This is a genomic window from Demequina iriomotensis (assembly GCF_000971395.1).
Taxonomy (GTDB): Bacteria; Actinomycetota; Actinomycetes; order Actinomycetales; family Demequinaceae; genus Demequina; species Demequina iriomotensis.
Genome location: NZ_BBME01000009.1, coordinates 185,999 through 210,420, shown reverse-complemented (window position 1 = coordinate 210,420; position 24,422 = coordinate 185,999). Strand labels below are relative to the sequence as shown.

The following is a 24,422-nucleotide window of genomic DNA, read 5'->3' as shown; positions in this document are numbered from 1 at the left end:
GGCGCGGGGTAGTGCGGGGGGCGGGGGCGGCCCCGCGGGGACCGGGCCCGCGCTCCTAGTAGCCGAACTCCTCGAGCAGCAGCCACTCGGAGCTCGCGATGCGCGCGCGGTGCGCGTCCTCCATCTCGACCCGCTTCGACTTGGACGCGTTCGCGCCGGCGTGTTGGCGCGCGATGCGGTCGAGGTCCTCCCTGCTCATCGTGATGCCGAGGCGGTCGCGGTGGGTGTCGAGCATGTCGACCACGTCGTCGGCGAGCGTCTCGGTCCGCAGCACCACGTCCCACGCCTTGTGCTGCGCATGCTGCTCGCGGACGTCCTCGACGGACTCCATCGTCCGCATCCGCTCGAGCGCGCGCGGCAGCGCCATGCGCAGGTAGCGGAACGACTGCACGCCGACGAAGCGCGCGATGCCGGTGCTGCCCCAGTTGGGCGCCACCATCGCTGCGTTCGCGGGATCGAGGACCACGTCGAGCCAGTCCCCGAACGATGCGTAGGCGTCGCTCAGCCCCGCGGCCTTGAGGTTGAGGTACACGCCGCCGCGGCGGTCCGCGCCGTACCGGTACAGCGAGAGGTACTGATCCCACGGATCGCGCACCGAGATGCAGTGGAGCCGCTCGGGGTCACGCTCCTTGAGCGGCGTGTGACGCGCACGCAGCGTGGGCTCACCGCCGAACACCTCGATCAGCACCTCCTCGACGAAGGTCGACCCGGTCTTCTGAGGGTCCAGGTAGACCAGCTTCTCGAACTCCACCGCCATAGGGACACCCTCCTTGAGCCTGCGCGCGGGACGTCGCCACCCGCACCCGCGAGCGTACCCGCCAGCCCCGACGGCGCCGACGGCCCCGAGTCAAAAAGCGGCGCCGCCGACCGGCCTGCCGCCGATCCGCTCTCGGAGGCGGGTCCCGACGGCGATCAGCACGACGGCGACCACGAGGACGAGCACCGTGACGGCAAGCGACAGCGGCACCGAGCTGCCCCAGATCTCTGCACCTGGCATCACCTTGCCCGAGGTCACGAAGGGGTGAAGGAGATAGACCCACAGCGAGTACTGCCCGATGGTCGCGAGCGAGGGTCCGATCGCCGGGAGCGGTCGCTCGAGCCAGCCGATCGCGGGTGGCACGAGCGACATCGCGCCGATGTTGAGCACGAGCCAGGCGAGCTGATCGATCGATTCGGCGCCGGCGAACACCGCCGCGCGCAGCACCAGCCCGCCGGCGACGCTCGCCAGCGCCCACGGCACCGGGAGCACGCGCGCCCACCCGTTGCGCACCATGAGGCCGAACGCGAAGTAGACGAAATACAGCAGGTAGCGCCTGTCGAACGGGAGGGGCCCCGTGATCGACTCGAGCGCAGGCGTGCCGAGATAGGCGAGCGCCGCGACCGCACCGATCCACAGCCCGGGCCGCGCAGTCCTCACCAGGACCCACGCGACGACGACCGCGAGCATCAGCGCCGGGATGTACCAGAGGTGGAACGCCGGCTGCAGCACGACGGCGTCGACGAGGTCCTTCGGCGCCCAGGAGGCGCCCGGGGTCGCTGCGGCGCGCCACACGAGCGAGACGACGAGCCAGGCGAGGAGCATCCGGCGCCAGTAGTGGCGGAGCAGCTCGCCGAGCGAGCGTCGGCGCAGGCTCGCCTCCGACACCAGGTAGCCCGACAGGAAGAGGAACGCGGGCATGTGGAACCCGTAGATCATGTAGCGCAGCAGGTCGGAGTCCAACGGCACCATGTAGGTGTGGCCGAACACCACGAGCACCAGCAGGAGCGCCTTGAGCTGGTCGGGGCCGGCGCTGCGCGGGCGCGCCGACGGCGCCTCGCCCGTCGCCGTCTCACGCATGCGCGAAGGCTAGCAACGGTCGCCGCCGCCGGGCGTCGACGGCCGGATGCTCACCCCCAGACGAGCGCCTGACCCGGGTCGCTCATGACCCGCCCGACATCCGCGAGCACGCGCGCACCCAGCTCGCCGTCCACGAGGCGGTGGTCGAAGCTCAGCGCGAGCTGCGTGACCCACCGGATCTTGATCTCGCCCTCGTGCACCCACGGCTGCTCCCGGATCGCGCCGAACGCCAGGATGGCCGACTCGCCGGGGTTGAGGATGGGGGTGCCGGTGTCGATGCCGAGCGGGCCCACGTTGGTGATCGAGATGGTGCCGCCGGTCAGCGCGCTGGGCGGCGTGCGGTTCTCGCGGGCCAGGGACGTGAGGTCGCCCAGCTCCGCGGCGAGCTCGTGCAACGGCAGGCGGTGGGCGTCCTTGATGTTCGGCACCAGCAGGCCGCGCGGCGTCGAGGCCGCGATGCCCAGGTTGACGAAGTGCTTGTAAACGATCTCGCGGGCCTCGTCGTCCCAGCTCGCGTTGATCTCGGGGTGGCGGCGCACGGCGAGCAGGAGCGCCTTGGCGACGATGAGCAGCGGCGTGACGCGCACGTCGGCGAACTCGCGATCGGCCTTGAGCCGCTTGACCAGGTCCATGGTGGCCGTGACGTCGGCGGTGTGGAACACCGTCACATGAGGCGCCGTGAACGCGGACTTCACCATCGCCTCGGCGGTGCGCTTGCGCACGCTCTTGACCGGCACGCGCGTGGAGCGGCCCCCGTCGGCGCTGTAGCCCGACTCGAGCCACGGCTGATCGTCCGTCGCGTACGTCGCGAGCGATCGGGCCGAGTTCGCCTTCGACGCCTGCTCGACGTCCTCGCGCGTCACCAGCCCGCCGGGTCCCGACGGGGTCACCGTCGTGATCTCGACGCCGAGCTCGCGCGCCAGCTTGCGCACCGGCGGCTTCGCGAGGACCGGGTAGTCGGAGGCCTCGCCCGCGCCGCCGATCGGCTCGAGCGCGCCCTCCTTGCGCGGGCGGCGCACCGCGGAGCCCGCGGACACGCCGTAGCCCACCAGCACCGCGCCGGACGATGCGTCGGCGGGCTCGGCCGCCGCCTGCGCCGCAGGCGCCTCGACCACCGGCACGGACGGCGTCTCGGGCTCGGGGGCCTCGGCCACGGGCGCCTCGTCAGCCGCAGGCTCGCCACCGGGATCGACGTCGAACCGCGCGATGGGCGCCCCGACGTCGACGGTGTCGCCCTCGGCGACCAGCAGCTCGACCACCACGCCGTCGACCGGGCACGGCAGCTCGACCAGGGACTTCGCGGTCTCGATCTCGACCAGCGGCTGGTTGACCTCGACAGCGTCGCCCACGGCGACACGCCACGTCACCACATCGGCCTCGGTGAGGCCCTCGCCGGCATCGGGCATGTGGAAGATCTCGAAGGTAGGCATGCGCGCCCTCTCAGTGCGTCATCACACGGTCGACAGCGTCGAGCACGCGATCCAGGCTGGGCAGGTAGTCGTGCTCGAGCTTCGCCCCAGGGTAGGGCGCGTGGAAGCCTCCGACGCGGAGCACGGGCGCGTGCAGGTGGAAGAAGGCCTGCTCCGTGACGCGCGCGGACAGCTCGGCACCCGGCCCGAACGCGGTGGGCGCCTCGTGGACGATGACCACGCGCCCGGTGCGCTTCGCCGAGCGCAGCACGGTGTCCGAGTCGAGCGGCGAGATCGAGCGCAGGTCGATCACCTCGACGCTGGTCCCGTCCGCGGCGGCGACCTCGGCCGCCTGCAGGGCCAGGCGCATCGTCGGGCCGTACGCGACGAGCGTGACGTCCGAGCCCTCGCGCGCCACGCGGCCGCGCGACATCTCCGAGGTCGCGGCCGAGGCGGCGTGCTCGCCCTCGAGCTGGGCGGCCACGCGCGACTCGTCGACCTCGCCCTTGTCCCAGTAGCGGGCCTTGGGCTCGAGGAACAGCACCGGGTCGGGCGAGGCGATGGCCTGCTGGATCATGTCGAACGCGTCCTGCGGGGTCGCGGGCGAGATCACGCGCAGGCCGGCGGTGTGCGCGAACAGCGCCTCGGGGCTCTCGGAGTGGTGCTCGACGGCGCCGATGCCGCCCGCGAACGGCACGCGGATCACCACGGGCAGGGTGATGAGGCCCTGCGACCGGTAGTGCATCTTCGCGAGCTGGGTGGTGATCTGGTTGTAGGCGGGGAAGATGAAGCCGTCGAACTGGATCTCGACCACCGGGCGGTACCCGCCCATCGCGAGCCCGATCGCGGTGCCGACGATGCCGGACTCGGCGAGCGGCGTATCGACGACACGGTCGCCGCCGAAGTCCTTCCACAGGCCGTCGGTCACGCGGAACACGCCGCCGAGCTGGCCGATGTCCTCGCCCATGAGCAGCACCTTGGGGTCGCGCTCCATCGCCGCGCGCAGGCCGCGGTTGATCGCGCCCGCCATCGTCATCGTGGTCATGCGTGCGCCCCCTGGTCCGCGAAGGACCGCTCGTAGCGTGAGTGCCACGCGCGCTCCGCGGCGACGGTCGCGTGCGGCTCCGCGTAGACGTGGTCGAACATCGTCTCGACGGCGGGCCGCTCCCACGCCTTCACCGTCTCGCGCGTGCGCTTGCCCAGCTCCTTGGACTCGGCGCGCGCGGCCTCGACGTCCTGGTCGGACAGCTCGCCGATGCCGCGCAGGTAGGTCTCGAGCCGCGCGATCGGGTCGCGCTCGGCCCAGTAGGCCTCGTCGGCGTGCGAGCGGTACCGCGTCGGATCGTCCGACGTGGTGTGCGCGCCCATGCGATAGGTGAAGGCCTCGATCAGCACCGGCCCGGCACCCGACCGCGCGTGCTGAAGCGCCCACTGCGTCACCGCGTAGGACGCGATCACGTCGTTGCCGTCGACGCGGACGGAGGGCACGCCGAAGCCGGCCCCGCGCTGTGCGAGCGGCACGCGGCTCTGGCGCGCGGTCGACTCGGAGATCGCGAACTGGTTGTTCTGGACGAAGAACACGATGGGCGCATCGTTCACCGCCGCGAACGTGAGCGCCTCGTTGACGTCACCCTGGCTGGTTGCGCCGTCGCCGAAGTAGCAGACCACCGCAGAGTCCGAGTCCTGACCGGTGCCGACGCGCCCGTCGCGCGCCATCGCCATCGCGTAGCCCGTCGCGTGCAGCGCGTGCGCGCCGATCACCAAGGTGTAGAGGTGGAAGCCGTGCGCCTGCGGGTCCCACGCGCCGTGCTGCAGGCCGCGGAAGATGCGCAGGATCTCGGGCAGGTCGACGCCGCGCGTGTGCGCGACGGCGTGCTCGCGGTAGGACGGGAACACGAAGTCGTGGGGGCGCAGCGCATGCCCGGAGCCGATCTGCGCGGCCTCCTGGCCCACCGCCTGCACCCACAGGCCCAGCTCGCCCTGGCGCTGAAGGCTGGTCGCCTCCTGGTCGAAGGCGCGCACCACCGTCATGTCGTGCCACATGTGCCGCAGCGCGGCCGCGTCGAGCTCCGCGGCGAAGCGCCCGAAGTCGGGGTGGTCGAGCCGCTCGCCCGTGTGCGAGAGGAGGCGTACCAGGCCTTCCTCGGAGAGAGGTCCGTGTGCGTCCACGCGCGTGTCCTTCCGTCCTGCCCCGCGCCGGCATGCACCGCGCGAGAAACCTACGCCAGCGTAGGCTACGCAACCGTAGGTTAGCAATTCGGACACCTCACCCCTGGGAGCGCCGCGCCGTGAGCCTGTACGGTGGGCGTCACGCGCGCCCGCCGATCGAGCGCGCAGACCTGGAGGCTTCCATGACCCACGCGCTCACCGACGCGGCGCTCGCCGAGCTGCTCGCGCGTGCCGCGGGCGACGAGCTGCTGCGCGTGCGCCGCGAGTCCGGGCTCGAGGGCAAGGAGCTCGGCAAGGCCGGCGACGCGGGCGCCCAGGAGCTGCTCGCCGCGCTGCTGGACGAGCACCGCCCCGACGACGCCGTGCTGAGCGAGGAGGCCAAGGACTCCGAGGCGCGCCTCAGCGCCGACCGCGTCTGGATCATCGACCCGCTCGACGGCACCCGCGAGTACTCCGAGGGACGCGCGGACTGGGCCGTCCACATCGCGCTGTGGATCGAGGGCGAGCTCGCGCTCGGCGCCGTCGGCATCCCCGGCGAGGACCTGGTGCTCGTGTCGAGCAGCGTCGCCGCGGCCCCCGAGGCCACGGACGATGCGCCGGTCCGGCTCGCCGTGTCGCGCTCGCGCCCGCCGGCGGTCACCGAGCCCGTCCGCGCCGCGCTCGACGCCGAGCTGCTGCCCATGGGCTCCGCCGGCGTGAAGATCGCCGCCGTGGTCCGCGGGCAGGTCGATGCCTACGTCCACGCGGGCGGCCAGTACCAGTGGGACTCCGCGGCCCCCATCGCCGTCGCCCGGGCGGCGGGCCTGTTCACGTCACGAATCGACGGAAGCCCGCTCGTCTACAATGGCCCGGACCCGTACCTGCCGGACCTGGTCGTGTGCCGTCCGGGCCTGGCGCCGCGCATCCTCGCGGCGATCGCTGAGAACACCCACGGAGAGTCGTGATGACAGCCACCTCGTTCAGCCAGCTCGACGCGCTGGAGGCCGAGGCCATCCACATCGTGCGCGAGGTCGTCGCGCAGATGGAGCGCCCCGCCCTGCTCTTCTCGGGCGGCAAGGACTCGATCGTGCTCCTGCACATCGCGCTCAAGGCCTTCGCCCCCGCCCGCCTCCCCATGCCGTTGGTCCACGTGGACACCGGCCACAACTTCCCCGAGGTGATCGACTACCGCGACCGCATCGTCGCGGAGCACGACCTCAACCTGGTGGTCGGCTCCGTGCAGGAGGCGATCGACCGCGGGTTCGTGCGCGAGGAGCCCAACGGCTCGCGCAACCGCATCCAGACCCCGGTCCTCCTCGACACCATCGAGAAGAACCGCTTCGACGCGTGCATGGGCGGCGCCCGCCGCGACGAGGAGAAGGCCCGCGCCAAGGAGCGCGTCTTCTCCTTCCGCGACGAGTTCGGCCAGTGGGATCCCCGCAACCAGCGCCCCGAGCTGTGGAGCCTCTACAACGGCCGCGTCCACATGGGCGAGTCGATCCGCGTGTTCCCGCTGAGCAACTGGACCGAGCTGGACATCTGGGACTACATCAACTCGCGCGGCATCGAGGTCCCCTCGATCTACCTCGCGCACGAGCGCGACGTGTTCCACCGCGACGGCATGTGGATGGCCGCGAACGAGTTCTGCAGCCCCCGTGAGGGCGAGATGATCGAGCGTCGCACGGTGCGCTACCGCACCGTCGGCGACGCGACGCTGACCGCGGCGGTGCTGTCCGACGCGAGCACGATCGACCAGATCATCGCCGAGACCGCCGCGACGCGGCTGACCGAGCGCGGTGCCACCCGCGGCGACGACCGAGTGTCGGAGGCCGCGATGGAGGACCGCAAGAAGGAAGGGTACTTCTGATGGATCTTCTCCGTTTCGCGACCGCCGGGTCGGTCGACGACGGCAAGTCCACCCTCATCGGCCGCCTGCTCTACGACAGCAAGTCGATCTTCGAGGACCAGCTCGAGTCGGTCGAGGCCGCCTCGAAGGCGCGCGGCACCGAGTACACCGACCTCGCGCTGCTGACGGACGGCCTGCGTGCCGAGCGCGAGCAGGGCATCACCATCGACGTGGCGTACCGCTACTTCGCGACGCCCAAGCGCAAGTTCATCATCGCGGACACGCCGGGCCACCAGCAGTACACGCGCAACATGGTGACCGGCGCCTCGACCGCCGACCTCGCGATCATCCTTGTCGACGCCCGGAAGGGGCTGACCGAGCAGTCGCGTCGCCACGCGACGATCGCGTCGCTGCTTCGCGTGCCGCACATCGTGCTCGCGGTCAACAAGATGGACCTGGTCGGCTGGTCGGAGGACCGCTTCAACGAGATCTACCGGGAGTTCACCGAGTTCTCGGCGAAGCTCGACATCGCCGACCTCACCGCGATCCCGCTGTCCGCGCTGCTCGGCGACAACGTCGTGGAGCGCTCGGTCAACACGCCCTGGTACGGCGGCGCCTCGCTCATGCACCACCTCGAGCACGTGCACATCGCGTCCGACCGCAACCTCCAGGACCCCCGCTTCCCGGTGCAGTACGTGATCCGGCCGATGCGCAACGAGGTCCACGACTACCGCGGCTTCGCGGGCCAGGTCGCCTCGGGCATCCTCAAGGTGGGCGACGAGGTCATGGCGCTTCCGTCGGGCATGACGTCGCGCATCGCCGCGATCGACGGCCCCAGCGGCCCGCTCGAGGAGGCCATGCCGCCGATGTCGGTGACCCTCCGCCTCGAGGACGAGATCGACGTCTCGCGCGGCGACATCATCTGCCGCGCCGGCAACCACCCGGAGCCCACGCAGGACGTCGATGCGACCATCTGCTGGATGGACCAGGACGCGCTGACCGTCGGCCGCAAGCTCGGCATCCTCCACACGACGCGCATGGCGCGTGCGATGGTGAAGGACGTCGTCTACGAGCTCGACGTCAACACGCTCCACCGCAACGCGGAGATCCACGAGCTGGGCCTCAACTCGATCGGGCGTGTCAAGCTGCGCGTCACCAGCCCGCTGCTGGTCGACGAGTACGCGGACAACCGGACCACCGGATCCTTCATCCTCATCGACGAGGCGACCAACCGCACCGTCGGTGCGGGCTTCGTGCGCGAGAACTGATGGACATCGGCCTCATCCTGGCCGCAGCCGGCATCGGGGTCGTCGTCGGTCTCACCGGCATGGGCGGGGGCGCCCTCATGACGCCCACGCTCGTGCTGTTCTTCGGCATCCCGGCGCCGGTGGCCGTGTCCTCGGACGTGGTCGCCGCCGCCGCGATGAAGCCGTTCGGCTCGTGGGTGCACATCAAGCACGGCACGGTGAACTGGAAGCTGGTGCGGCTTCTCACGTACGGCTCGGTGCCGGCGGCCTTCGGCGGCGTGCTGCTCCAGCACGCGCTCGGCAACGCCGACACGCTCGAGACGTTCACCAAGAAGGCCCTCGGCGTCGCCCTGATCCTCGCCTCGGCTGGCCTGCTGGTGCGCGCCTACCTGCGCCTTCGCGAGCGCGCCCGCAGCCGCGACGGCTCGGCCGCGCCGCTGCCCAAGGAACGCCCGGACGTGGTGCCCCGCCCCGTGCCCACCGTGATCGTGGGTGTCATTGGCGGGCTCATGGTGGGCCTCACCTCGGTGGGCTCCGGCTCGCTCATCATCATCGCGCTCATGGCGCTGTACCCGGCGCTCAAGGCCTCGCAGCTGGTGGGCACGGACCTGGTCCAGGCGGTGCCGCTCGTGGTGTCGGCCGCGATCGCGCACCTCATGTTCGGCGAGGTCGACTGGTCGGTGACGCTGCCCGTGATCATCGGCTCCATCCCGGGCACGTACCTCGGCGCGCACCTGTCCTCGCGCGTGGGCGGCGGCCTCGTGCGCCGCGCCCTCGCGATGGTCCTCATGGTGTCCGGCCTCAAGATGCTCGGCGCGTCCAACGAGCTCACGCTCGCCGCGCTCGCCACCGCGCTCATCGGCGGCACGCTCGCGTGGGCGCTGATCCGCCGTCGGCTGGGCTTCTCGTTCTTCATCTGGCAGGCGAAGCGGGCGCGCGCGGCGGAGACCGCCGCGATGGCCGCCGAGATCACCCCGCCGGCCGAGGCGGCCAAGCCCGCCGACACCAAGGAAGGCTGACGTGCAGCTGCGACTCACCCGACCCCAGCTCAACGAGCTCGAGCTCCTGCGCGCGGGCGCCTACGGCGCCGACATGCGCTACCAGCTGCCCACGCGCGACGCCAACGTGGCGACCCTGCGGGTCACCGACATCGCGGTGCCGCCGAGCATCGAGCTGCTCGACACCGAGGCGACCCCGATCGCGCGCGTCGACGTGCGCGAGTCGCGGACCACCGCCGCCGGCACCTGGGTCGCGGGGGACGTCACGATGCTCCGGGAGCCCGCCGCGGCGCCGTTCGCCGAGCATCGTCCGTCGGCCGGGCTGCCGCTGCTCGACCACGCCACCCTCGCGCTGGGCAACGACGTGCGCGACCCCGACGGCGACGCCGTCCTGGTCGACGCGGGCGACGTCGAGTCGCTCTCCCGCGCGGTCGCCGCCGCGTCGCGCTCGCCGCGCGAGATCCGCGTCCTGCCGCGGCCCGCCGCCGCGCACCTCTCGGGGGACGATGCGGACGCGCTGCTCACGCACCTGGCCGAGGTGCTCTTCGCGTCCTCGGTCACCACGCGCCGCGCCACGGGGCGCGCTCGCGGCTCGGGCATGGTGATCCTGCTCACCGGGCTGTCCGGCTCGGGCAAGTCGACCATCGCACGCCAGCTCACGCGCCGCCTGCGCGCCGAGAGCCACCAGCGCGTCACCCTGCTCGACGGCGACGAGGTGCGCGCGATGCTCTCGTCCGGCCTCGGCTTCTCGCGGGCCGACCGCGAGCTCAACGTGCGTCGCATCGGCTGGGTCGCGGCCCAGCTCGCCGCGCACGGCGGCATCGCCGTGTGCGCGCCGATCGCGCCCTACGCGTCGATGCGCGCCGAGATGCGCGCGATGGCGGAGGAGCACGGGAGGTTCGTGCTCGTGCACGTCGCGACGCCGCTCGAGGTGTGCGAGGCGCGCGACCGCAAGGGCCTGTACGCCAAGGCGCGCGCGGGCGAGATCAAGGAGTTCACGGGCATCTCCGACCCGTACGAGACCCCCGCCGACGCGGACATCGCGGTGGGCGCGGACGACGAGAGCATCGAGGAGGCCGCCGAGGCGGTCCTGCGCGCGGTGCTCCACGCCGAGCCCACCTACATGATCTGAGGCCGCCCGCACCTACCCTGCCGTGAGCGCGGTCATCACCCGGCCGACCTGCGGCACCGTGCTGTGCACCCACGTGCGCGTGAGGTGGCCCTGGTCCGCGTAGACCATGACGTTGCCGACCACGGGCTCGCACGCCGCGTCGTCGCAGTAGAGGTCCGTGAGATCCACGACGGTGGCGCGGGGCGAGGTCTCGCCCGCCTCGGCGAGCACATCCGGCTCGAGCGCCTCGGCCCGGGGCACCGCGCAGGCCCGGCCCGGGTCCGTCCCGCCCGCGCGCAGGTCGCGCTCGACGCACTCCACGTTGTCCGCCAACGGGATGGGCGCGTCGCGCATGACGTACACGTCGGTGACGCGCTCGGGAAGCGCCTCGATGGCGGCGCGGAACGAGTCGCGGGCGAAGGCGCGCTCGTCCGCTCCGGGCGGCGCCGCGAAGCGCGTGGAGGACATCGCGCCCATCACCACGACCGTGATGTCCTCACGCTCCTCGAGCTCGCGTGCGACGCGGTCGTCGTACCAGCGGCAGGTGTCGACGATCCGGGGCTCGAGCGTGCGATCCGCGGGGGTGAACGGACACGAGGCGCGCGTCATCACCACGCCGTGCCAGCCGTTCTCGTGCGCGAGGTCCTCGATCGCAGGGAGCCAGTGGTAAGCATGCGAGTCGCCCACGAGCGCCACCGTGCCGCGAGACTCGTCGAGAGGCACGCCGAACTCGCACGCGTCGAAGCGGCGCGTGCCCTTGTCGCCCAGGCAGTCCTCCGGGGAGTCGAGCTTCGCGGCCGCCGGCACGGGCACCACCTCGCCGGGCGGCAGGGTCGGCTCGCAACCGCCCTGCGGGTCCCGCGTCGCCGCGCCGATGCACACCACCTCGATCTGCTCGGCCTCGGACCCGCTCGTGGCACCGGCCCCCTGTCCACCGGCGGTGATCGAGGACTGCTCGCGCCCTCCGTCATCGACGCTGCTCGCCGCCGACGCGAGCTGCTGCGCCTGCGCGAGGCTTGCGTCGACCTCGCGCTCGACGCTCGCCGCCATGATCGCCGCCGGCGCGATCACCACCGCCATCGCGACGAGCGTGAGCCCGAACGTGATCCGGGGCCGGCCTGCGGTGAGGAGGCGGGCGCGGCGGGCCGGGTTCTCGACCCAGCGCCAGCTCGCGTACGCGAGCGCACCGATGAGCGGGATCAGGACCAGCTTGTCCGTCACCCCGAGGTCGTGCCGGATCACGAAGGGCGCGAGGATGATGAGCGGCCAGTGCCACAGGTAGATCGAGTAGGACAGCTCTCCCGTCACCTGCACCGGGCGCACCCGCAGAAGCCCGGTCGGCGCCCCGGCGACCGTGTCGCCGTCGGCCCACAGCACCAGCATCGTCCCCACCACGGGGAGCAGCGCCCAGACGCCCGGGAACGGCGTCGCATCGTCGAGCAGCATCGCCGCGGCGACGATGACCGCGAAGCCCGCCCACGCGGCCGCCGCCCGGCCGCGCGCGAGGCCGGTGGCCGCGGGCACGAGCGCGAGCAGGGCACCCGCGCCGAACTCCCACGCACGCGTGGGCGTGACGAAGTAGGCCTGCGCGGGCGACGCGGCGGTCCACACCACCGAGGCGGCGAACGATGCGCCGGTGACGAGCGCGAGCGCCGCCGCGATGGCCCGTCGGCGCCCGAACCGCGCGCCGAGCCACAGCGCGAGCACGATGAGCAGCGGCCACACCACGTAGAACTGCTCCTCGGCGGCGAGGGACCAGTAATGCTGCACGGGCGAGGCCGCGTTGTCGGACGCGAGATAGTCGACCGAGTCGCCCGCGAGCACCAGGTTCTCGACGTACGCGGCGGCGGCGATGACGTGGCGGGTGAACTCGCCCCACAGCGCGCGGGGCACCCACACGGCTACGGCGACGAGGACCGCGATCAGCACCGTCATCGACGCGGGCAGCAGGCGGCGCGCGCGGCGCGCCCAGAAGTGCGCCAGCCGCACCCCGCCGGTGGCATCCACCTCGCGCACCAGGTGCGACGTGATGAGGAAGCCCGAGATGACGAAGAACACGTCGACGCCCGCGTAGCCGCCGGTGAGGCGGCCGGGGAACAGGTGGTACGCGACCACCAGCAGGACCGCGAGGGCGCGCAGGCCCTGGATGTCGACACGGATGCGGTCGGCGCCGGTGGTGGCGGGGCTGGCGGCGCGCCCGGGCACCATCGTCGACGTCATCGCACCATGGTAGGAGCCGCGGCGGCCGGCCACTCCCCTCGGACACCCCTGGAGTACAGTTGGGGACGAATCGCGCGCGCCCGCGGAACCTGGTTCGCGACGTGAGGAGGCGCCCGCGCCTCCTGCGGTGCCGCCCTTCGGCGGCGTGCGGGCGCGCGGCTCGCGCCACGACACCCACGTGCAGGAGGACGCATGTCGCCCGACCGGTCCGTCTCGGTCATCATCCCCGTGCATAACGGCGCCGCCTACATCGGGACCGCCCTGCAGTCTCTCGAGCGCCAGGTCGAGGACCGCTCGAGGCTCCAGGTGATCGTCGTCGACGACGGCTCGACCGATGGCACCGCGGACATCGTGCGTGCGTTCGCACCCCGCCTGGGAGACGTGCGGATCCTTCGCAACGAGGAAGCGCTGAGCGTGGGCACCGGCCGGGTCCAGGGTCTCGCCGCCGCGGAACGCGAGTACATCGCCTTCCTCGACGCCGACGACTGGATGGCTCCGGGACGCCTCGAGCACCTGATGCGCCGGACCGAGGAGCTGGGCGTCGACTACGTCCGCACCGACCACGTGAAGACCTTCGAGTCGGGCGCACCGCGCGAGCTCCACCGGGCGCCCGAGGGTCGCAGGAACACACCGCTGTCCGGACGCGACGCGATCCTGCCTGTCGACGCCTCGACGCTCATCGACTATCCCTTCCCATGGGCCGGCATCTTCCACCGCCGGCTGGTCGACGACGGCCGGCTCGCATACGACGAAGGCCTGCACAGCTTCGAGGACCGGGTCGCGATCTGGAGGCTCGCCCTCACGGATGCCACGCTCGCCGTGGTCGATGCCCCGTGGATCATGTATCGCCGCGACATCGCCTCCTCGCTCACCCAGGTCTACGACGCACGGCAGCTGTCATTCCTGCGCGGCTTCGCGCTCGTGCGCGACCTGGTTCTCGCCAACCCCGAGGACCGCATCTTCGAGCACAAGCTCATCCGCCAGTTCCTCGCCATCTCGGCGCACCACATGGCCCGCAAGAAGGGCATGGACCGCGCGACCAGGCAGCTCCTCCGCGCCTCGATCACGGATTTCGCGCGCAGCGTGGACCTCGATGTGCTCGCGCAGCAGTGGGAGGACGTCGGGTCCTCGCGGCGCGCGCTGCTCAACCGCGCCATCACGCCCGTGCTCAAGGGAGGCGCCGCCGCATGATCCAGCTCACCCTCGCCACCACGCTGTTCGGCGCGATGTCCGCTGCCGCCGCCATCGACGCCGGGCTGCTCGGCGAGCCGCGCGAGCGCGTGCTCGTCGTGGCCAACAACGCGCCCATCCCCGAGGTCGCGCCGCCGCTCGTCGACACGCCGGGCGCCGCCGCGGTGCTCACGCGATTCGACCGCGTGGTCGACCTCGGCGCGCTCCTCAGCCCGCAGCGCCCGGCGCACTGGCGCGTCGCCACCATGGACGAGCCCGCGCAGGAACGCCTGTTGCGCGCCTTCTGGGGGCTCGGCGACGAGCCGGTCGAGCTGGTGATCGAGTCGGTGCACGTGCCACCGGCAGCGACGCTGGCCGCCGTCCTCGCAGACGCTCCCATCACGGTGCTGTCCGAGGGCCTCATGAGCTACGGACCCACCCGCAACCCGCAGACCCACACCTTCGGTCAGCGCATCACGAGCATGGTCTACCTCGACCTGGTCGAGGGGCTCGACCCGCTGCTTCTGTCCGAGCACGGGATCACGTATCGCGCGATCCCGCCGGCCACGTATCGCGCGCTCACGGAGGAGGTCTGCGCCGCCGCGGACGTACCCGTGGTCGAGGACGAGCGCCCGAGCGTCCTGCTGCTCGGCCAGTACCTGTCCGAGCTCAAGCTCATCTCGCCTCGCCAGGAGTCGCAGATGCAGGTGAGCATGCTCGACGCCGCGCTCGAGCTCGGGGCCTCGCATGTGCTGTTCAAGCCCCACCCGTCCGCCGCCTCGACCAACACGGCCGCGCTGCTCGCCGCAGCGGAGGCCAAGGGGCTCACCATCGAGATCGTCGACTCGCGGCTGTTCGCGGAGGCCGTCATGGCGACCCATCGGCTGGTGGGCGTGGTCGCGGGCTTCTCGACCGGCCTCGCGACCGCCGAGCGCGTCTTCGGACTGCCGACGCGCAGCGTCGGCACCGAGGTGCTGCTGCGGACGCTCGATCCGTTCCAGAACAGCAACCGCATCCCGCTGACCATCGTGGACCACCGCGGTCGCCACCGCGACGGCGACCGCGACATCGAAGGGCTGCGGCGGCTCACCGTCGCCGTCGCCTACGCGATGCAGCCGCAGACGCTCGCCGCGCGCAGGGACGAGGCTGTCGCCTTCCTCGATGGCGCAGCCGAGGGCGAGCGACGGCGCTACTTCACGCAGGGGCGCCTCAATGTGCTCGGCCTGCCCGGCGCGCAGATCCCGACGGGTGTGAGGCGCGTGGCCAAGGGCACCATCGAACGCCTGCCGTCGGGCGTCGCGGAGCCCGTCTACGGCTACCTCCGCAAGGCTCGGTCCACCGTGGTCGGCGGCCAGGCGCGATGACCGCGGGCCTGCGGCAACGGCTGCGGCAGCGCCGCCTGCGGGTGCCCGTCCTGCTCCACATCGGCGTGCCCAAGTCTGCGACCACCGCGCTCCAGAACAGTCTGGCCTCCAGCCGCGACGCCTTGCATGCGGCCGGAGTCCTCTACCCCGACCTCGATGGCCGTCCGAACCATCACCGGCTGGCGGTCCAGCTGCTCGGCCGCACGAACCCGACGTGGAACGCCGACGGACGCTCGTCGGAGCAGCTCCAGCGGCTCAAGGAGCTCGCCTCCGGTCGGGGCGTGCGCCGCGTGGTCATCAGCTCCGAGTTCCTCGCGGAGGCCGACGTCGACGAGGCCCGCCGGGCGGTCCGCGCCCTGGGCAGAAAGGTCCATGTGCTCATCACCTTGCGGTCGATCCCGCAGATCCTGCCGTCGTCGTGGCAGCAAGGGGCATCGGCCGGGCGTCAGCGGCCCTTCGAGGAGTGGCTCGGGAAGGTGCTGCGGGATCCCGAGGGGCTCGACCTCCGCCCCGTGAAGTCGATGCGCGGAGACGACGGGCTCACGCTCCTCTCGCGCTGGGTCTCGATCGTCGGAGCGCGCAACGTCACCGTGCTGGTGCCGGACCCGCAGGATCACGGCAGCGTGTTCCGCGCGATGGAGTCGCTCCTTGACGTCGAGGAAGGCACGCTCGCCACGTACTCGAGCAACAAGTCGCTCACGTTCACCCAGTGCGAGATCGCGCGACTGGTCGGCGCGAAGGTCCGGCGGCGCATCACCAACGAGGATCGCATCCAGCTGGTCCAGCTCGGCTTCTCGAACGGGATGAAGTGGGGCCGCTCGGACGGTGGGCCGCGCGTGTCGCTGCCCGAGTGGGCCGTCGGGCCCGCGCGGCGCGCCGGCATGGCGCTCAAGGCGGACATCGAGCGGGCGGGCGTCACCGTCATCGGCGACCTCGACGAGCTCGCCCGCGCACCGCGAGCCGGTTCCTCCATCCCGTACGCACCGCCCAAGCGCGTCTCCGTCGGGATGATCGCCGACGGGCTCGAGGGAGTGCTCGACCGGGCTGCCGAGCCGCCGTACCGCGCGGTGGACACGCCCGCCGACGAGCAGCGGGGCGTCGATGCCACCGAGCGCTCCCACGGTGTGACGGCCGCGTTCGCGTCAGCTGCGGGCCTCAGCGTCGAGCCCGTGCTGCCTCCTGCCCTGCCCGCGGCCATCACGGTGCTCGGCGACGGTTTCGTGGCCTGGGAACCCGCGACCACCGTCATCCGGCGGCGCTACCAGGAGCATCTCATCGCCGGCGGGACCCTCGGCTGGGAGGAGTTCGTGCGCGGCATCGATCTTGCGCCGGCGAGCGATCCGACCGTGTGGAGCGGCGCGGCGTCGACGTTGCGCGCCGCCGCCGACGCCATGGGCGCGCCGCTCCCGATCCGACAGGTCCATGGCAACAGCGACCTGCGGGCGCTGGCTCACGAGCTCGAGAGGGCGCATGGTCTCGAGCCGGATGCGTTGGCCGCATCCGTCGGCTCGATCCCGGATGCGACCCTGCTGACCAACGGTCAGCTCGAGCTGCTGCGCACCCTCGCATCGCGGGATGCGCAGGACGCGCTGGATCCGGATCACGATGCGCATGCGGCGCCTCGGTCCTCCGTCCTCGCCCCGCTCGTCGCGGCGATGGTCGCCACCGCGGGTGACAAGCAGGCGCCCCTCGCGCTTCCGATGGACGTGGCCGACGCCCTGGACCAGGTCGATCGCCGCGCGCACGACGCGCTCATGAGCTGCGGCGACGCGCCTCGCCCTGTTCGCGCCGCCACCGGCGCGGTCGAGGCCGAGTCCGTCACGGACATCGCGACCAAGCAGGCGGTCGCCGCCGTCGTCGCGGTGATCTCCGCGACCGCGCAGACGGCGCACATGCCCTGACGCGACCGGTTGCTCCCACGAGGCCGGCGCCTCGGATCAGCGGCCGCCGATGACCTCCGCCACGCGACGGTTCGCGTCGTCCACGATCGTGCGCAGGCTCGCCTGGGCCTCCGCGAGCTGGCGAGCGGTGCCCTCGCGATCGGCGAGCACTCCACGTATCGCGGATTCCAGCGAGGCACCGAGCGCCGGATCGGCAGCATCGACACCCCATTCGAGGTGGCCGATGTCCTCGAGGAAGAACCTCAGCTTCGCGTGGGAGATGATGCTGACGATCGGGACGCCGATCCCGAACGGGATCATCCCCGCGTGTCCTCGCATGCCGGCGACCACGTCCGCACGGCCGATGAGGTCCAGCGCGTCGTCGTAGGAGAGGTCGTAGACCGCATCGACGGGGATCGAGATGCCGTGCTCCCGTCGCACGTCGTCGACGATCTGCTCGTCCTGCTTGGTGTGCGCCAGGCAGCGCACGTCGGCGACGTCCGACAGACGGCCCACCAGATCGGCGATCCCCCGCACGAACTGGTCATACGTGTCTCCGAAGCGGTTCTCCTTGCGATCGAACGCGATGTTGAGCAGCACCGTCGCCCGCATGGCCGCGGGTGTGCTGGCACGACCGGTGAGACCGCCGTAGACCGTGGTCACGCACGGGAGGAACTCGACCTTGCCCGCCAGCTCCGGTCCCACGATCTCGCGGACCGCGTCCACGGAGCCGTGGTTCCGCAGACCGACGAAGGCCGCCTTGGAGACCAGGCGTCGCAGGGACTCGGCGAAGCGATCGCCATGGAAGCGCTGCCCCGGGAAGAGGTTGTAGCCGACCGTGTAGACGACGATCGGGATCTCGAGCGCCTCGAGGGCCTCGTCCGTGACGTTCCACTGCCAGCCGCTGTTGCCGTTCGGCGCGGTGTCCGGCAGGAACAGGCCGCCGCCGCCGATCACGATCGCATCGAGGTGCTCGTTCGCCCACCGTGCGCTGTCGAGGTCGAAGACCTGGTGCGCGTGGACCGACGCCCATCGGACCGGGCCCAGGCCGTCCTCGAGCGAGGCGCGTACCGCCACCGGCAGCATCACGTCGCCGAAGTTCCCGCCCGGATCCACGTAGAAGGCGACGTGCCCGATGCGCGGTCCGGCACCGGCAGGGATCTCGCGGTCGAGCGTCCGCGTGCGCTCCACGCGCTCGAGCAGCTGGTGCGCGCGCGCGAAGGTCGGGTGATGCCGGATCGCACCGAGCGCCGCGTCCTGAGCCGCGTCGTACCGTCGCGCCACCCATTCGAGGTCGGCCAACGCGGCCAACGCGGCGGGGGCGACCACCTCGTCGGCCGTCGCCCGCGTCAAGGCGACGCGCGCCTCGTCCGTCCGGGAGCATGCCGCGGCCACCACGCCGAGCTCGCGCCAGGCCCCCGCCGGCAGGTCGCCGGTGGCCAGCGCCGCCGCGCGCAGGGCCGCGAGCGCGAGGCCGAAGGCGCCGGCACGCCGATGCCGCTCGGCCGTGGCCCGCAGGTCGCCGATGGCGTCATCGTCGAGCTCGGCGAACGGTGCCGCCCATGCCGAGAACGTCCCAGCGAGGGACGGCGCGGTAGCCGGGTCGGCGACCAGGCGCCGCCAGAGCAGCACCGGGTGCAAGGCGGCATCATGCCAGTGGCGCTCGATGCGCTCGTAACCGCGCTCGCCTCCGGTCCACGGCTTGAAGCGGCCGGTGTAGTGAAGGATGCGGGTGTCCTCAGGGACCTCGTCCCCGGGCCGCACGGCCCGCTTGACCAGGTTGAACCTCTTGTCGAGCCGCACGAAGCCGCCGTCCAGGACCGCGCTCAGGACGCCCTGGTCGTGCCTGTCGAGCTCGTAGTCTCCTGCCACGCCGATCGCGTCCATGCGGGCGACGAACGCGTCGCTCATGCAGGCCTCGGAGAAGGTCATCACACCGCTGTTGATGCGGCGTCCGCCGTCCGACTCGAAATGCTGCGGGACGGCCGAGAAGTCGGCGTCCGTGTCGATGAGCGCGCGGATGTCACCGAGGATCACCATGTCGACGTCGAGGGTGACCACGCGGTCGTAGCCGCGCAGGCGGAACGCATCGAGGATGTAATAGGCCTTCTCGACCAGGTAGTTCGCCGCGTCGCCCTTCGCGTAGGTCGCATAGCGCGTCGTGTCCACGTGACGGAACACGAGCCGGGGGTAGCGCACGCACAGGCGCTCGATGTCACCGGGCTCGAGCTCGTCGAACAGGACGATGTACTCGTGGTCGAACCACGGGTTGTGAAGGAGCAGGCTGGTCAGCAGAACCTCGAAGCCCTCGAGGTAGGCGCGGTCGACGTAGGACGCGAACGCGATGCGTCGCCCGCCGTCGGGTCGGATGTCAGAAGTCACGGTTCTACCTCAGCGAGATGATGGGTCCGTCGACGGACACGGCGCGGTCGAGGACCCACTCCTTCTCCACCGAGTACTGGTGCACGTCGACCACGGGCAGGTGCATCGCCTCGTCCAGCCGGAACGTGCCGCCTTCGTAGAAGTCGAAACCGATGAGGTCGATCGCCGCGCTCACGTCGAGGAAGTCGAGGAGGCGGATGACGTTGAAGCCCGTCGTCGGAAGGTCCGGGTGCGTGGTGTCACCGACCAGCTGGGCATCGCGCATCGGCCACCGCAGCGTCTCGTCGCCCAGGTGGGTCTGAGCCCCGGCGACCACCCGTCGCAGCAGCGATCGCCGCCACGCCACCGGGTCCCCCGAGAACACGAGCCGGACATCCACGGGGACGTCCCAGTTGAAGTCGTGCAGGTGGATCAGCGCGTGCACCGAGGTGCGGGAACCGGTGTGCGGCGCATCGATCTTGAAGGAGTTGAACCGGACCACCAGGTCGTAGGAGTCGATGACCTCGCCGAGCCCGGAGGTCGCGACGGTCGCCGAGTTGGCGACGAGGCAGACCCGCTTGCCGGTGACGAGCTGGCGGAACCCGCTCACGTCGATGGTCGACAGGGTCCGCGCCGCCGACTCTGTGAGGAGCGGCCGGTCGTGCGGCTCGGTGGCGCCGGCGAGCGCTCGGGCGAGCGCGGCGTCGGCCGCGGTCGCGGCACCCGCATGGCGTGCGGCGCGCGCCACCTCCGCGTGCGCGATCCTCATCGCTGCTGCCGTGTCACCGGCGTGCACGAGCGAGTCCGGGATCGGCCGCCCGGGCTCCGCCTCACCGCCCAGCGCGGCACGAGCCGCGGCCGCGATGGCCTCGGCGCCGGGCTCCGGCGCCGCCGCGACGGTGCGGTCCCGCAGCCGCGAGGCGACGTCGAGGCGAGCCGCGCGGACCCGCTCCTCCCAGCCGGCGTCTCCGCCGGCGAGCGCGAGATGCCGCGCACGCGCCTCGAGCGATCCGTCGAGGTCGCCCGCCGCACGCCGCGCATCGGCGAGGTACGCCCAGGCGAGAGGCGAGCTCGGGTCTCCTTCGATGACCGCCTGGAGGAGCGCGATCGCGAACCCGTGCTCGCCGACGAGGCGCGCGTCGCGCGCGAGGTCGAGCGCCCGACGCTTGTCCGCCGCCAGGTCCGCGCGGAACAGCGGAGCCGTGCCTTCGCCCATCGCCCGCGGCTGCCTCGCCTGGCGAGCCGTCAGCGGGCCCGCGAGCCTCGCGACGGCGCGCAGGAAGGGGATGGTCGATGCGGCAGCGGAGGGGGAATGCACCTCGGCGAGGCGATGCGCCTCCGCCAGCAGGCTCCACCATCGGCGGTTCGCATCGAGGTGGGGCCCAGGCGGCGGCGCCAGACGGCGCCGCACACGCCCGAGCTGGCGCCGGAGGCCCCTCGGGGCCTCCGGCGCCGACCTCCGCGCCTGTCGGGATTCGTCAGGCGCAGACATGGTCAGCCGTCGACGCGGCGGAGCTTCGACAGCGGCGCGAGCTCGCCGGGGAAGACCTTCTTCACGCCGTCGCCCATGGCCTGCTCGATGATGCGGATGTCGCGGCACAGCGAGATGAAGCCCTTGGGCTCCAGCGACGCGGCGTGGTCCGAGCCCCACATGGTGCGGTCGAGCGTGATGTGACGCTCGACGGCGACGGCGCCCAGGGCGACCGCGGCGATCGAGATCTGCAGGCCCGGCTCGTGACCCGAGTAGCCCACCGGCACGCCGTAGCGGTCCTTGAGGGTCTGGATCATGCGGAGGTTGGCCTCCTCCGGGGGCAGCGGGTACGTCGACGTGGCGTGCAGGATGATGAGCTTGTCCTTGCCCAGCGTCTCCACCGCGGTGTCGATCTGCTCGATGGTCGACATGCCGGTCGACAGGATGACGGGCTTGCCCGTCGCCTTGATCTTGCGCAGCATGCCCAGGTCGGTGACCGAGGCCGAGGCGATCTTGTACGCAACGGTGTCCATCGACTCGAGGAAGTCGACGCTCGGCTCGTCCCACGGGGAGGCGTACCAGACGACGCCCTTCTCCTTGCAGTACGCGTCGATCTCGGCGTACTCGGCCTGCTCGAACTCGACCTTGTAGCGGTACTCGAGGTACGTCATCGTGCCCCACGGCGTCTCGCGCGGGGTGGCCTTCATGTGCTCCGGCGTCGCGATCTCCGGCGTACGCTTCTGGAACTTCACCGCCTGCGCGCCCGCCTCGACGGCGACGTCGATGAGCTTCTTGGCGTTCTCGACCGAACCGTTGTGGTTCAGGCCGATCTCCGCGATCACGTAGGTCGGGTGACCGTCACCGACGACGATATCGCCGATCTGCACCGCATCCGTCACTTCAGCACCTCATTGCTTGAACTCAGTGGCCGCTGGGCACGGCCGGGCCCGGGGGTGTCTCCCCTTGTGTCCCGAATAGTCTAACCGCGTTCGCGCGAGCCGCCTCCCCGAGCGCGCGCGGCTCACGCGCCGCGCGACCGCGTCAACCAGGGGCGCAGCGGCAGCGCCGCGCGTCCGGCCCACGTCCGGTCCTCCGCGCCGAGGGCCACGAGGCGCCTCCGCACGCGGCGCGGGAAGGATCGTGCGCCCGCGAGCGGATCGGGCACCCGCCCCGCCGCCTCGGCTCCTCGGTCGAGCCGCCGCCCGACCTGCTCGGTCCAGTCGTCGTGCGCATGGAAGTAGTTGCGCGCGAGCCACGCCGGATCGGGACGCCGGAACCGCAGGTCGGCCAGGTCGGCGAGGTCCCCGAAGAGGCCCGAGCCCTCGAACACCGCGTTGATGACGTCCGCGCTCACGCCGAAGTCCGCGAGGATCAGCACCGGCACGTCCGCGTCGAGCGCCTCGAGCGCGGCGGTCGAGCTCACCGTGACGAACCCGACGCACTCTCCCAGGTACTCGCGCAGCGGCCCGCGCGCGAACACCAGGTTGCCGGGCACGTCGACGTCGCTCGCGAGCGCGTCGAACGGCGCATGCTCGGCATGCGTCTGCGCCTCGCCCGCCTCGCCCCGGAGCTTGACCACCACGTCGAGCTCGGGATGACGCCGCGCGGTCTCGACCAGGCCGTCGAGGAGCTCGCGACGCTGGGCGACCGTCGCCGGCACCAGCGCCTGGGGCGCGAACACGACGCGCGGCCGCGCGGCGCCGCCGACCTCGGCGGGGGTCAGCAGGGAGGCGAGACCCACGTCCGTGAGGCGGCCGGACGGCAGCATCGCCGCGACCGCGTCGCGTTCGCGCTCGGAGTGGACGACGAGCAGGTCGCAGCCCGCGCGCAGGCTCACGCCGAGCGCGGTGGGCGGGTACCAGATCCCCGGGATGCCGGTGGCGACCACGCCCGCGACGCGCTCGCCCCCGAGCTCGTCGAGGAGGAGCAGCTCGATGAGCGGGCCGCGGCACGCGAGGAGCAGCAGGTCGGGTCGCTCGGCGCGCAGGCGTGCCGCGAGCGCGTCGAGGCCGATCACCGCGGGCGGCTCGCCGAGCCGCCCGTCGACCGCGGACGCGATCTGCGCGGGCGACGGTGTGACCGCGTTGCGCACCACGACGACCTCGACGTCCCAGCCCTCGCGCAGATCGGCCGCACGGGTCACGGCCCACTTGAGGTAGGAGTCGGAGTCCGCCACGACGAGCGCGCGCCGCGCGCCGCCTGCGGACGCGTCAGTCACGGGCCGCCAGGATCCGCTCGGCCAGCTCGCGCAGCGCGCCGCGGCCTCCGGGCCGGCTCAGCACCACCCGGGCGACGGCCGCGACGCGCGCGTGCGCATCGGCCGGGACCACCGGCCAGCCCACCGCGCCCAGGCATGGCAGATCGGGGAGGTCGTTGCCCACGTAGGCCACACGGTCGAGCGCGACGCCCTTCTCGGCGCACCAGCGCTCGAGGTACGGGAGCTTGTCCTGGACGTCGTGCGACACCTCGATGCCGAGCTTGCGGGCGCGCGCGGCGACCACGGGGTTCTCCTCGCGCGACAGGATGAGCATCGGCACGCCCGCCTTGCGGAGCAGCGAGATGCCCATGCCGTCCGAGCGGCTCACGGTGACGGACTCGACGCCGTGCTGGTCGACCGTCGCCGTGTCGTCGGTGTGGACGCCGTCGAAGTCCATGACCAGCGCGTCGACATCCACCGGGGCGGGCGCGTCGAGCAGAGCAGCGAGCGCGCGCGAGGCCTCGAGCTCGTGCAGGTCGTCGATCTCGATTCCCGTCGACGCGGGCACCTCCGCGATCCCGACGCGGCCGAAGAAGCGGAAGCCCGACGCGCGGAAGCCTGCGATGTCCATGACGTAGAACGCGCCGGTCTCCTGGAAGTGCGGCTCGCGGTCCTGACGGCGCGGACGGAAGGAGTGGTCGTGGTTGACGCCGGTGGCGCCGCCCTCGCCCCACTGCCACAGGAAGGCGTAGGTCTCGAAGGCCGAGAACATCGAGTCGTGCTCGCCGGCGAGGACCGAGGCCACGGCGCCGTCGAGGGCGGTCGGGTCGATGAACGGCGAGGTCGCCTGGAGGAAGGCGAGCGCCTGGGGCTCGATGCCGCGCTCGGCCAGGGCGTCGAGCCCGTGGATCAGCGCGGCCTCGGAGGTCGCGAGGTCGCCCGCGATCGCCGCGGGTCGGTCGATGACGTCGGCCCCCGCCGCGCGGGCCGCGGCCGCGATCGCCGCATCGTCCGTCGACACGAAGACGCCGTCGATCGACGGCGCCGCGAGCGCCGAGCGGACGGCGCGCGCGACGAGCGGCATCCCGCCCACGCGGGCGACGTTCTTCCCGGGCACTCCCTTGGACCCGCCGCGGGCGGGGATGATCGCGACTGCGCGCATG

General features: G+C 72.1%; 19 protein-coding genes. 8 read left to right on the top strand and 11 right to left on the bottom strand.

Features of this window, described 5'->3' with window-relative positions; all coding sequences use genetic code 11:
• Positions 1–55: 55 nt before the first annotated feature.
• The 5 genes from AOM09_RS01040 to pdhA form a co-directional block, all read right to left on the bottom strand.
• Complete coding sequence (locus AOM09_RS01040) at positions 56–757, bottom strand: hypothetical protein (protein ID WP_062383036.1); 702 nt, start codon at positions 755–757, stop codon at positions 56–58.
• A 90-nt stretch (positions 758–847) separates the two neighbouring features.
• Positions 848–1,837, bottom strand: a complete 990-nt coding sequence (locus AOM09_RS01035; protein WP_062383033.1) for an acyltransferase family protein — start codon at positions 1,835–1,837, stop codon at positions 848–850.
• A gap of 50 nt (positions 1,838–1,887) precedes the next feature.
• Complete coding sequence (locus tag AOM09_RS01030) at positions 1,888–3,267, bottom strand: dihydrolipoamide acetyltransferase family protein (protein ID WP_062383030.1); 1,380 nt, start codon at positions 3,265–3,267, stop codon at positions 1,888–1,890.
• Positions 3,268–3,277: 10 nt separating this feature from the next.
• On the bottom strand, positions 3,278–4,291 hold the full coding sequence (locus AOM09_RS01025) for an alpha-ketoacid dehydrogenase subunit beta (protein WP_082098701.1): 1,014 nt from the start codon (positions 4,289–4,291) through the stop codon (positions 3,278–3,280).
• Positions 4,288–5,415, bottom strand: a complete 1,128-nt coding sequence (gene pdhA, locus AOM09_RS01020) for a pyruvate dehydrogenase (acetyl-transferring) E1 component subunit alpha (RefSeq protein WP_062383028.1) — start codon at positions 5,413–5,415, stop codon at positions 4,288–4,290. The genes AOM09_RS01025 and pdhA overlap by 4 nt, the downstream gene beginning before the upstream one ends.
• 182 nt (positions 5,416–5,597) lie before the next feature.
• On the opposite strand from pdhA, the gene AOM09_RS01015 reads away from it, so the two are divergent.
• From AOM09_RS01015 to cysC, 5 genes are read left to right on the top strand one after another with little or no spacing between them, the layout of a single operon-like run.
• Positions 5,598–6,359, top strand: a complete 762-nt coding sequence (locus tag AOM09_RS01015) for a 3'(2'),5'-bisphosphate nucleotidase CysQ (protein WP_062383025.1) — start codon at positions 5,598–5,600, stop codon at positions 6,357–6,359.
• Positions 6,359–7,261 carry a sulfate adenylyltransferase subunit CysD gene (cysD, locus tag AOM09_RS01010; RefSeq protein WP_062383022.1) on the top strand — a complete coding sequence of 301 codons (903 nt, stop codon included), beginning with the start codon at positions 6,359–6,361 and terminating at the stop codon, positions 7,259–7,261. The genes AOM09_RS01015 and cysD overlap by 1 nt, the downstream gene beginning before the upstream one ends.
• Complete coding sequence (locus AOM09_RS01005) at positions 7,261–8,508, top strand: sulfate adenylyltransferase subunit 1 (protein WP_062383019.1); 1,248 nt, start codon at positions 7,261–7,263, stop codon at positions 8,506–8,508. Before cysD ends, AOM09_RS01005 begins: the two co-directional genes overlap by 1 nt.
• Complete coding sequence (locus AOM09_RS01000; protein ID WP_062383018.1) at positions 8,508–9,506, top strand: sulfite exporter TauE/SafE family protein; 999 nt, start codon at positions 8,508–8,510, stop codon at positions 9,504–9,506. Before AOM09_RS01005 ends, AOM09_RS01000 begins: the two co-directional genes overlap by 1 nt.
• 1 nt (position 9,507) lies before the next feature.
• Positions 9,508–10,617, top strand: a complete 1,110-nt coding sequence (gene cysC, locus AOM09_RS00995; protein WP_062383017.1) for an adenylyl-sulfate kinase — start codon at positions 9,508–9,510, stop codon at positions 10,615–10,617.
• A 12-nt stretch (positions 10,618–10,629) separates the two neighbouring features.
• Here cysC and AOM09_RS00990 read toward each other — a convergent pair whose 3' ends face one another.
• On the bottom strand, positions 10,630–12,816 hold the full coding sequence (locus AOM09_RS00990; RefSeq protein WP_062383015.1) for an acyltransferase family protein: 2,187 nt from the start codon (positions 12,814–12,816) through the stop codon (positions 10,630–10,632).
• 192 nt (positions 12,817–13,008) lie between these two features.
• Here AOM09_RS00990 and AOM09_RS00985 point away from each other — a divergent pair, with 192 nt between their 5' ends.
• From AOM09_RS00985 to AOM09_RS00975, 3 genes are read left to right on the top strand one after another with little or no spacing between them, the layout of a single operon-like run.
• A complete protein-coding gene (locus AOM09_RS00985; protein WP_062383013.1) occupies positions 13,009–14,007 on the top strand; it encodes a glycosyltransferase family 2 protein in 999 nt (332 codons plus the stop codon).
• Positions 14,004–15,350, top strand: a complete 1,347-nt coding sequence (locus tag AOM09_RS00980; RefSeq protein WP_062383008.1) for a polysialyltransferase family glycosyltransferase — start codon at positions 14,004–14,006, stop codon at positions 15,348–15,350. Before AOM09_RS00985 ends, AOM09_RS00980 begins: the two co-directional genes overlap by 4 nt.
• Positions 15,347–17,251: a hypothetical protein gene (locus tag AOM09_RS00975; protein ID WP_062383004.1), complete on the top strand. Its 1,905-nt coding sequence runs from the start codon at positions 15,347–15,349 to the stop codon at positions 17,249–17,251. The genes AOM09_RS00980 and AOM09_RS00975 overlap by 4 nt, the downstream gene beginning before the upstream one ends.
• 36 nt (positions 17,252–17,287) lie before the next feature.
• Here the strand turns inward: AOM09_RS00975 and AOM09_RS00970 are convergent, their stop codons facing one another.
• From AOM09_RS00970 to AOM09_RS00950, 5 genes are all read right to left on the bottom strand, one after another.
• Complete coding sequence (locus tag AOM09_RS00970; protein WP_062383001.1) at positions 17,288–19,612, bottom strand: polysaccharide pyruvyl transferase family protein; 2,325 nt, start codon at positions 19,610–19,612, stop codon at positions 17,288–17,290.
• A gap of 4 nt (positions 19,613–19,616) precedes the next feature.
• Positions 19,617–20,909, bottom strand: a complete 1,293-nt coding sequence (locus AOM09_RS00965; protein ID WP_156162168.1) for a glycosyltransferase family 29 protein — start codon at positions 20,907–20,909, stop codon at positions 19,617–19,619.
• A gap of 176 nt (positions 20,910–21,085) precedes the next feature.
• A complete protein-coding gene (locus AOM09_RS00960) occupies positions 21,086–21,961 on the bottom strand; it encodes an N-acetylneuraminate synthase family protein (protein ID WP_156162167.1) in 876 nt (291 codons plus the stop codon).
• A gap of 122 nt (positions 21,962–22,083) precedes the next feature.
• Positions 22,084–23,280: a DUF6716 putative glycosyltransferase gene (locus tag AOM09_RS00955; protein ID WP_062382995.1), complete on the bottom strand. Its 1,197-nt coding sequence runs from the start codon at positions 23,278–23,280 to the stop codon at positions 22,084–22,086.
• Entirely contained in the window at positions 23,273–24,421 is a 1,149-nt protein-coding gene (locus tag AOM09_RS00950) for an acylneuraminate cytidylyltransferase (RefSeq protein ID WP_062382993.1), read from the bottom strand. The genes AOM09_RS00955 and AOM09_RS00950 overlap by 8 nt, the downstream gene beginning before the upstream one ends.
• Position 24,422: the final 1 nt, after the last annotated feature.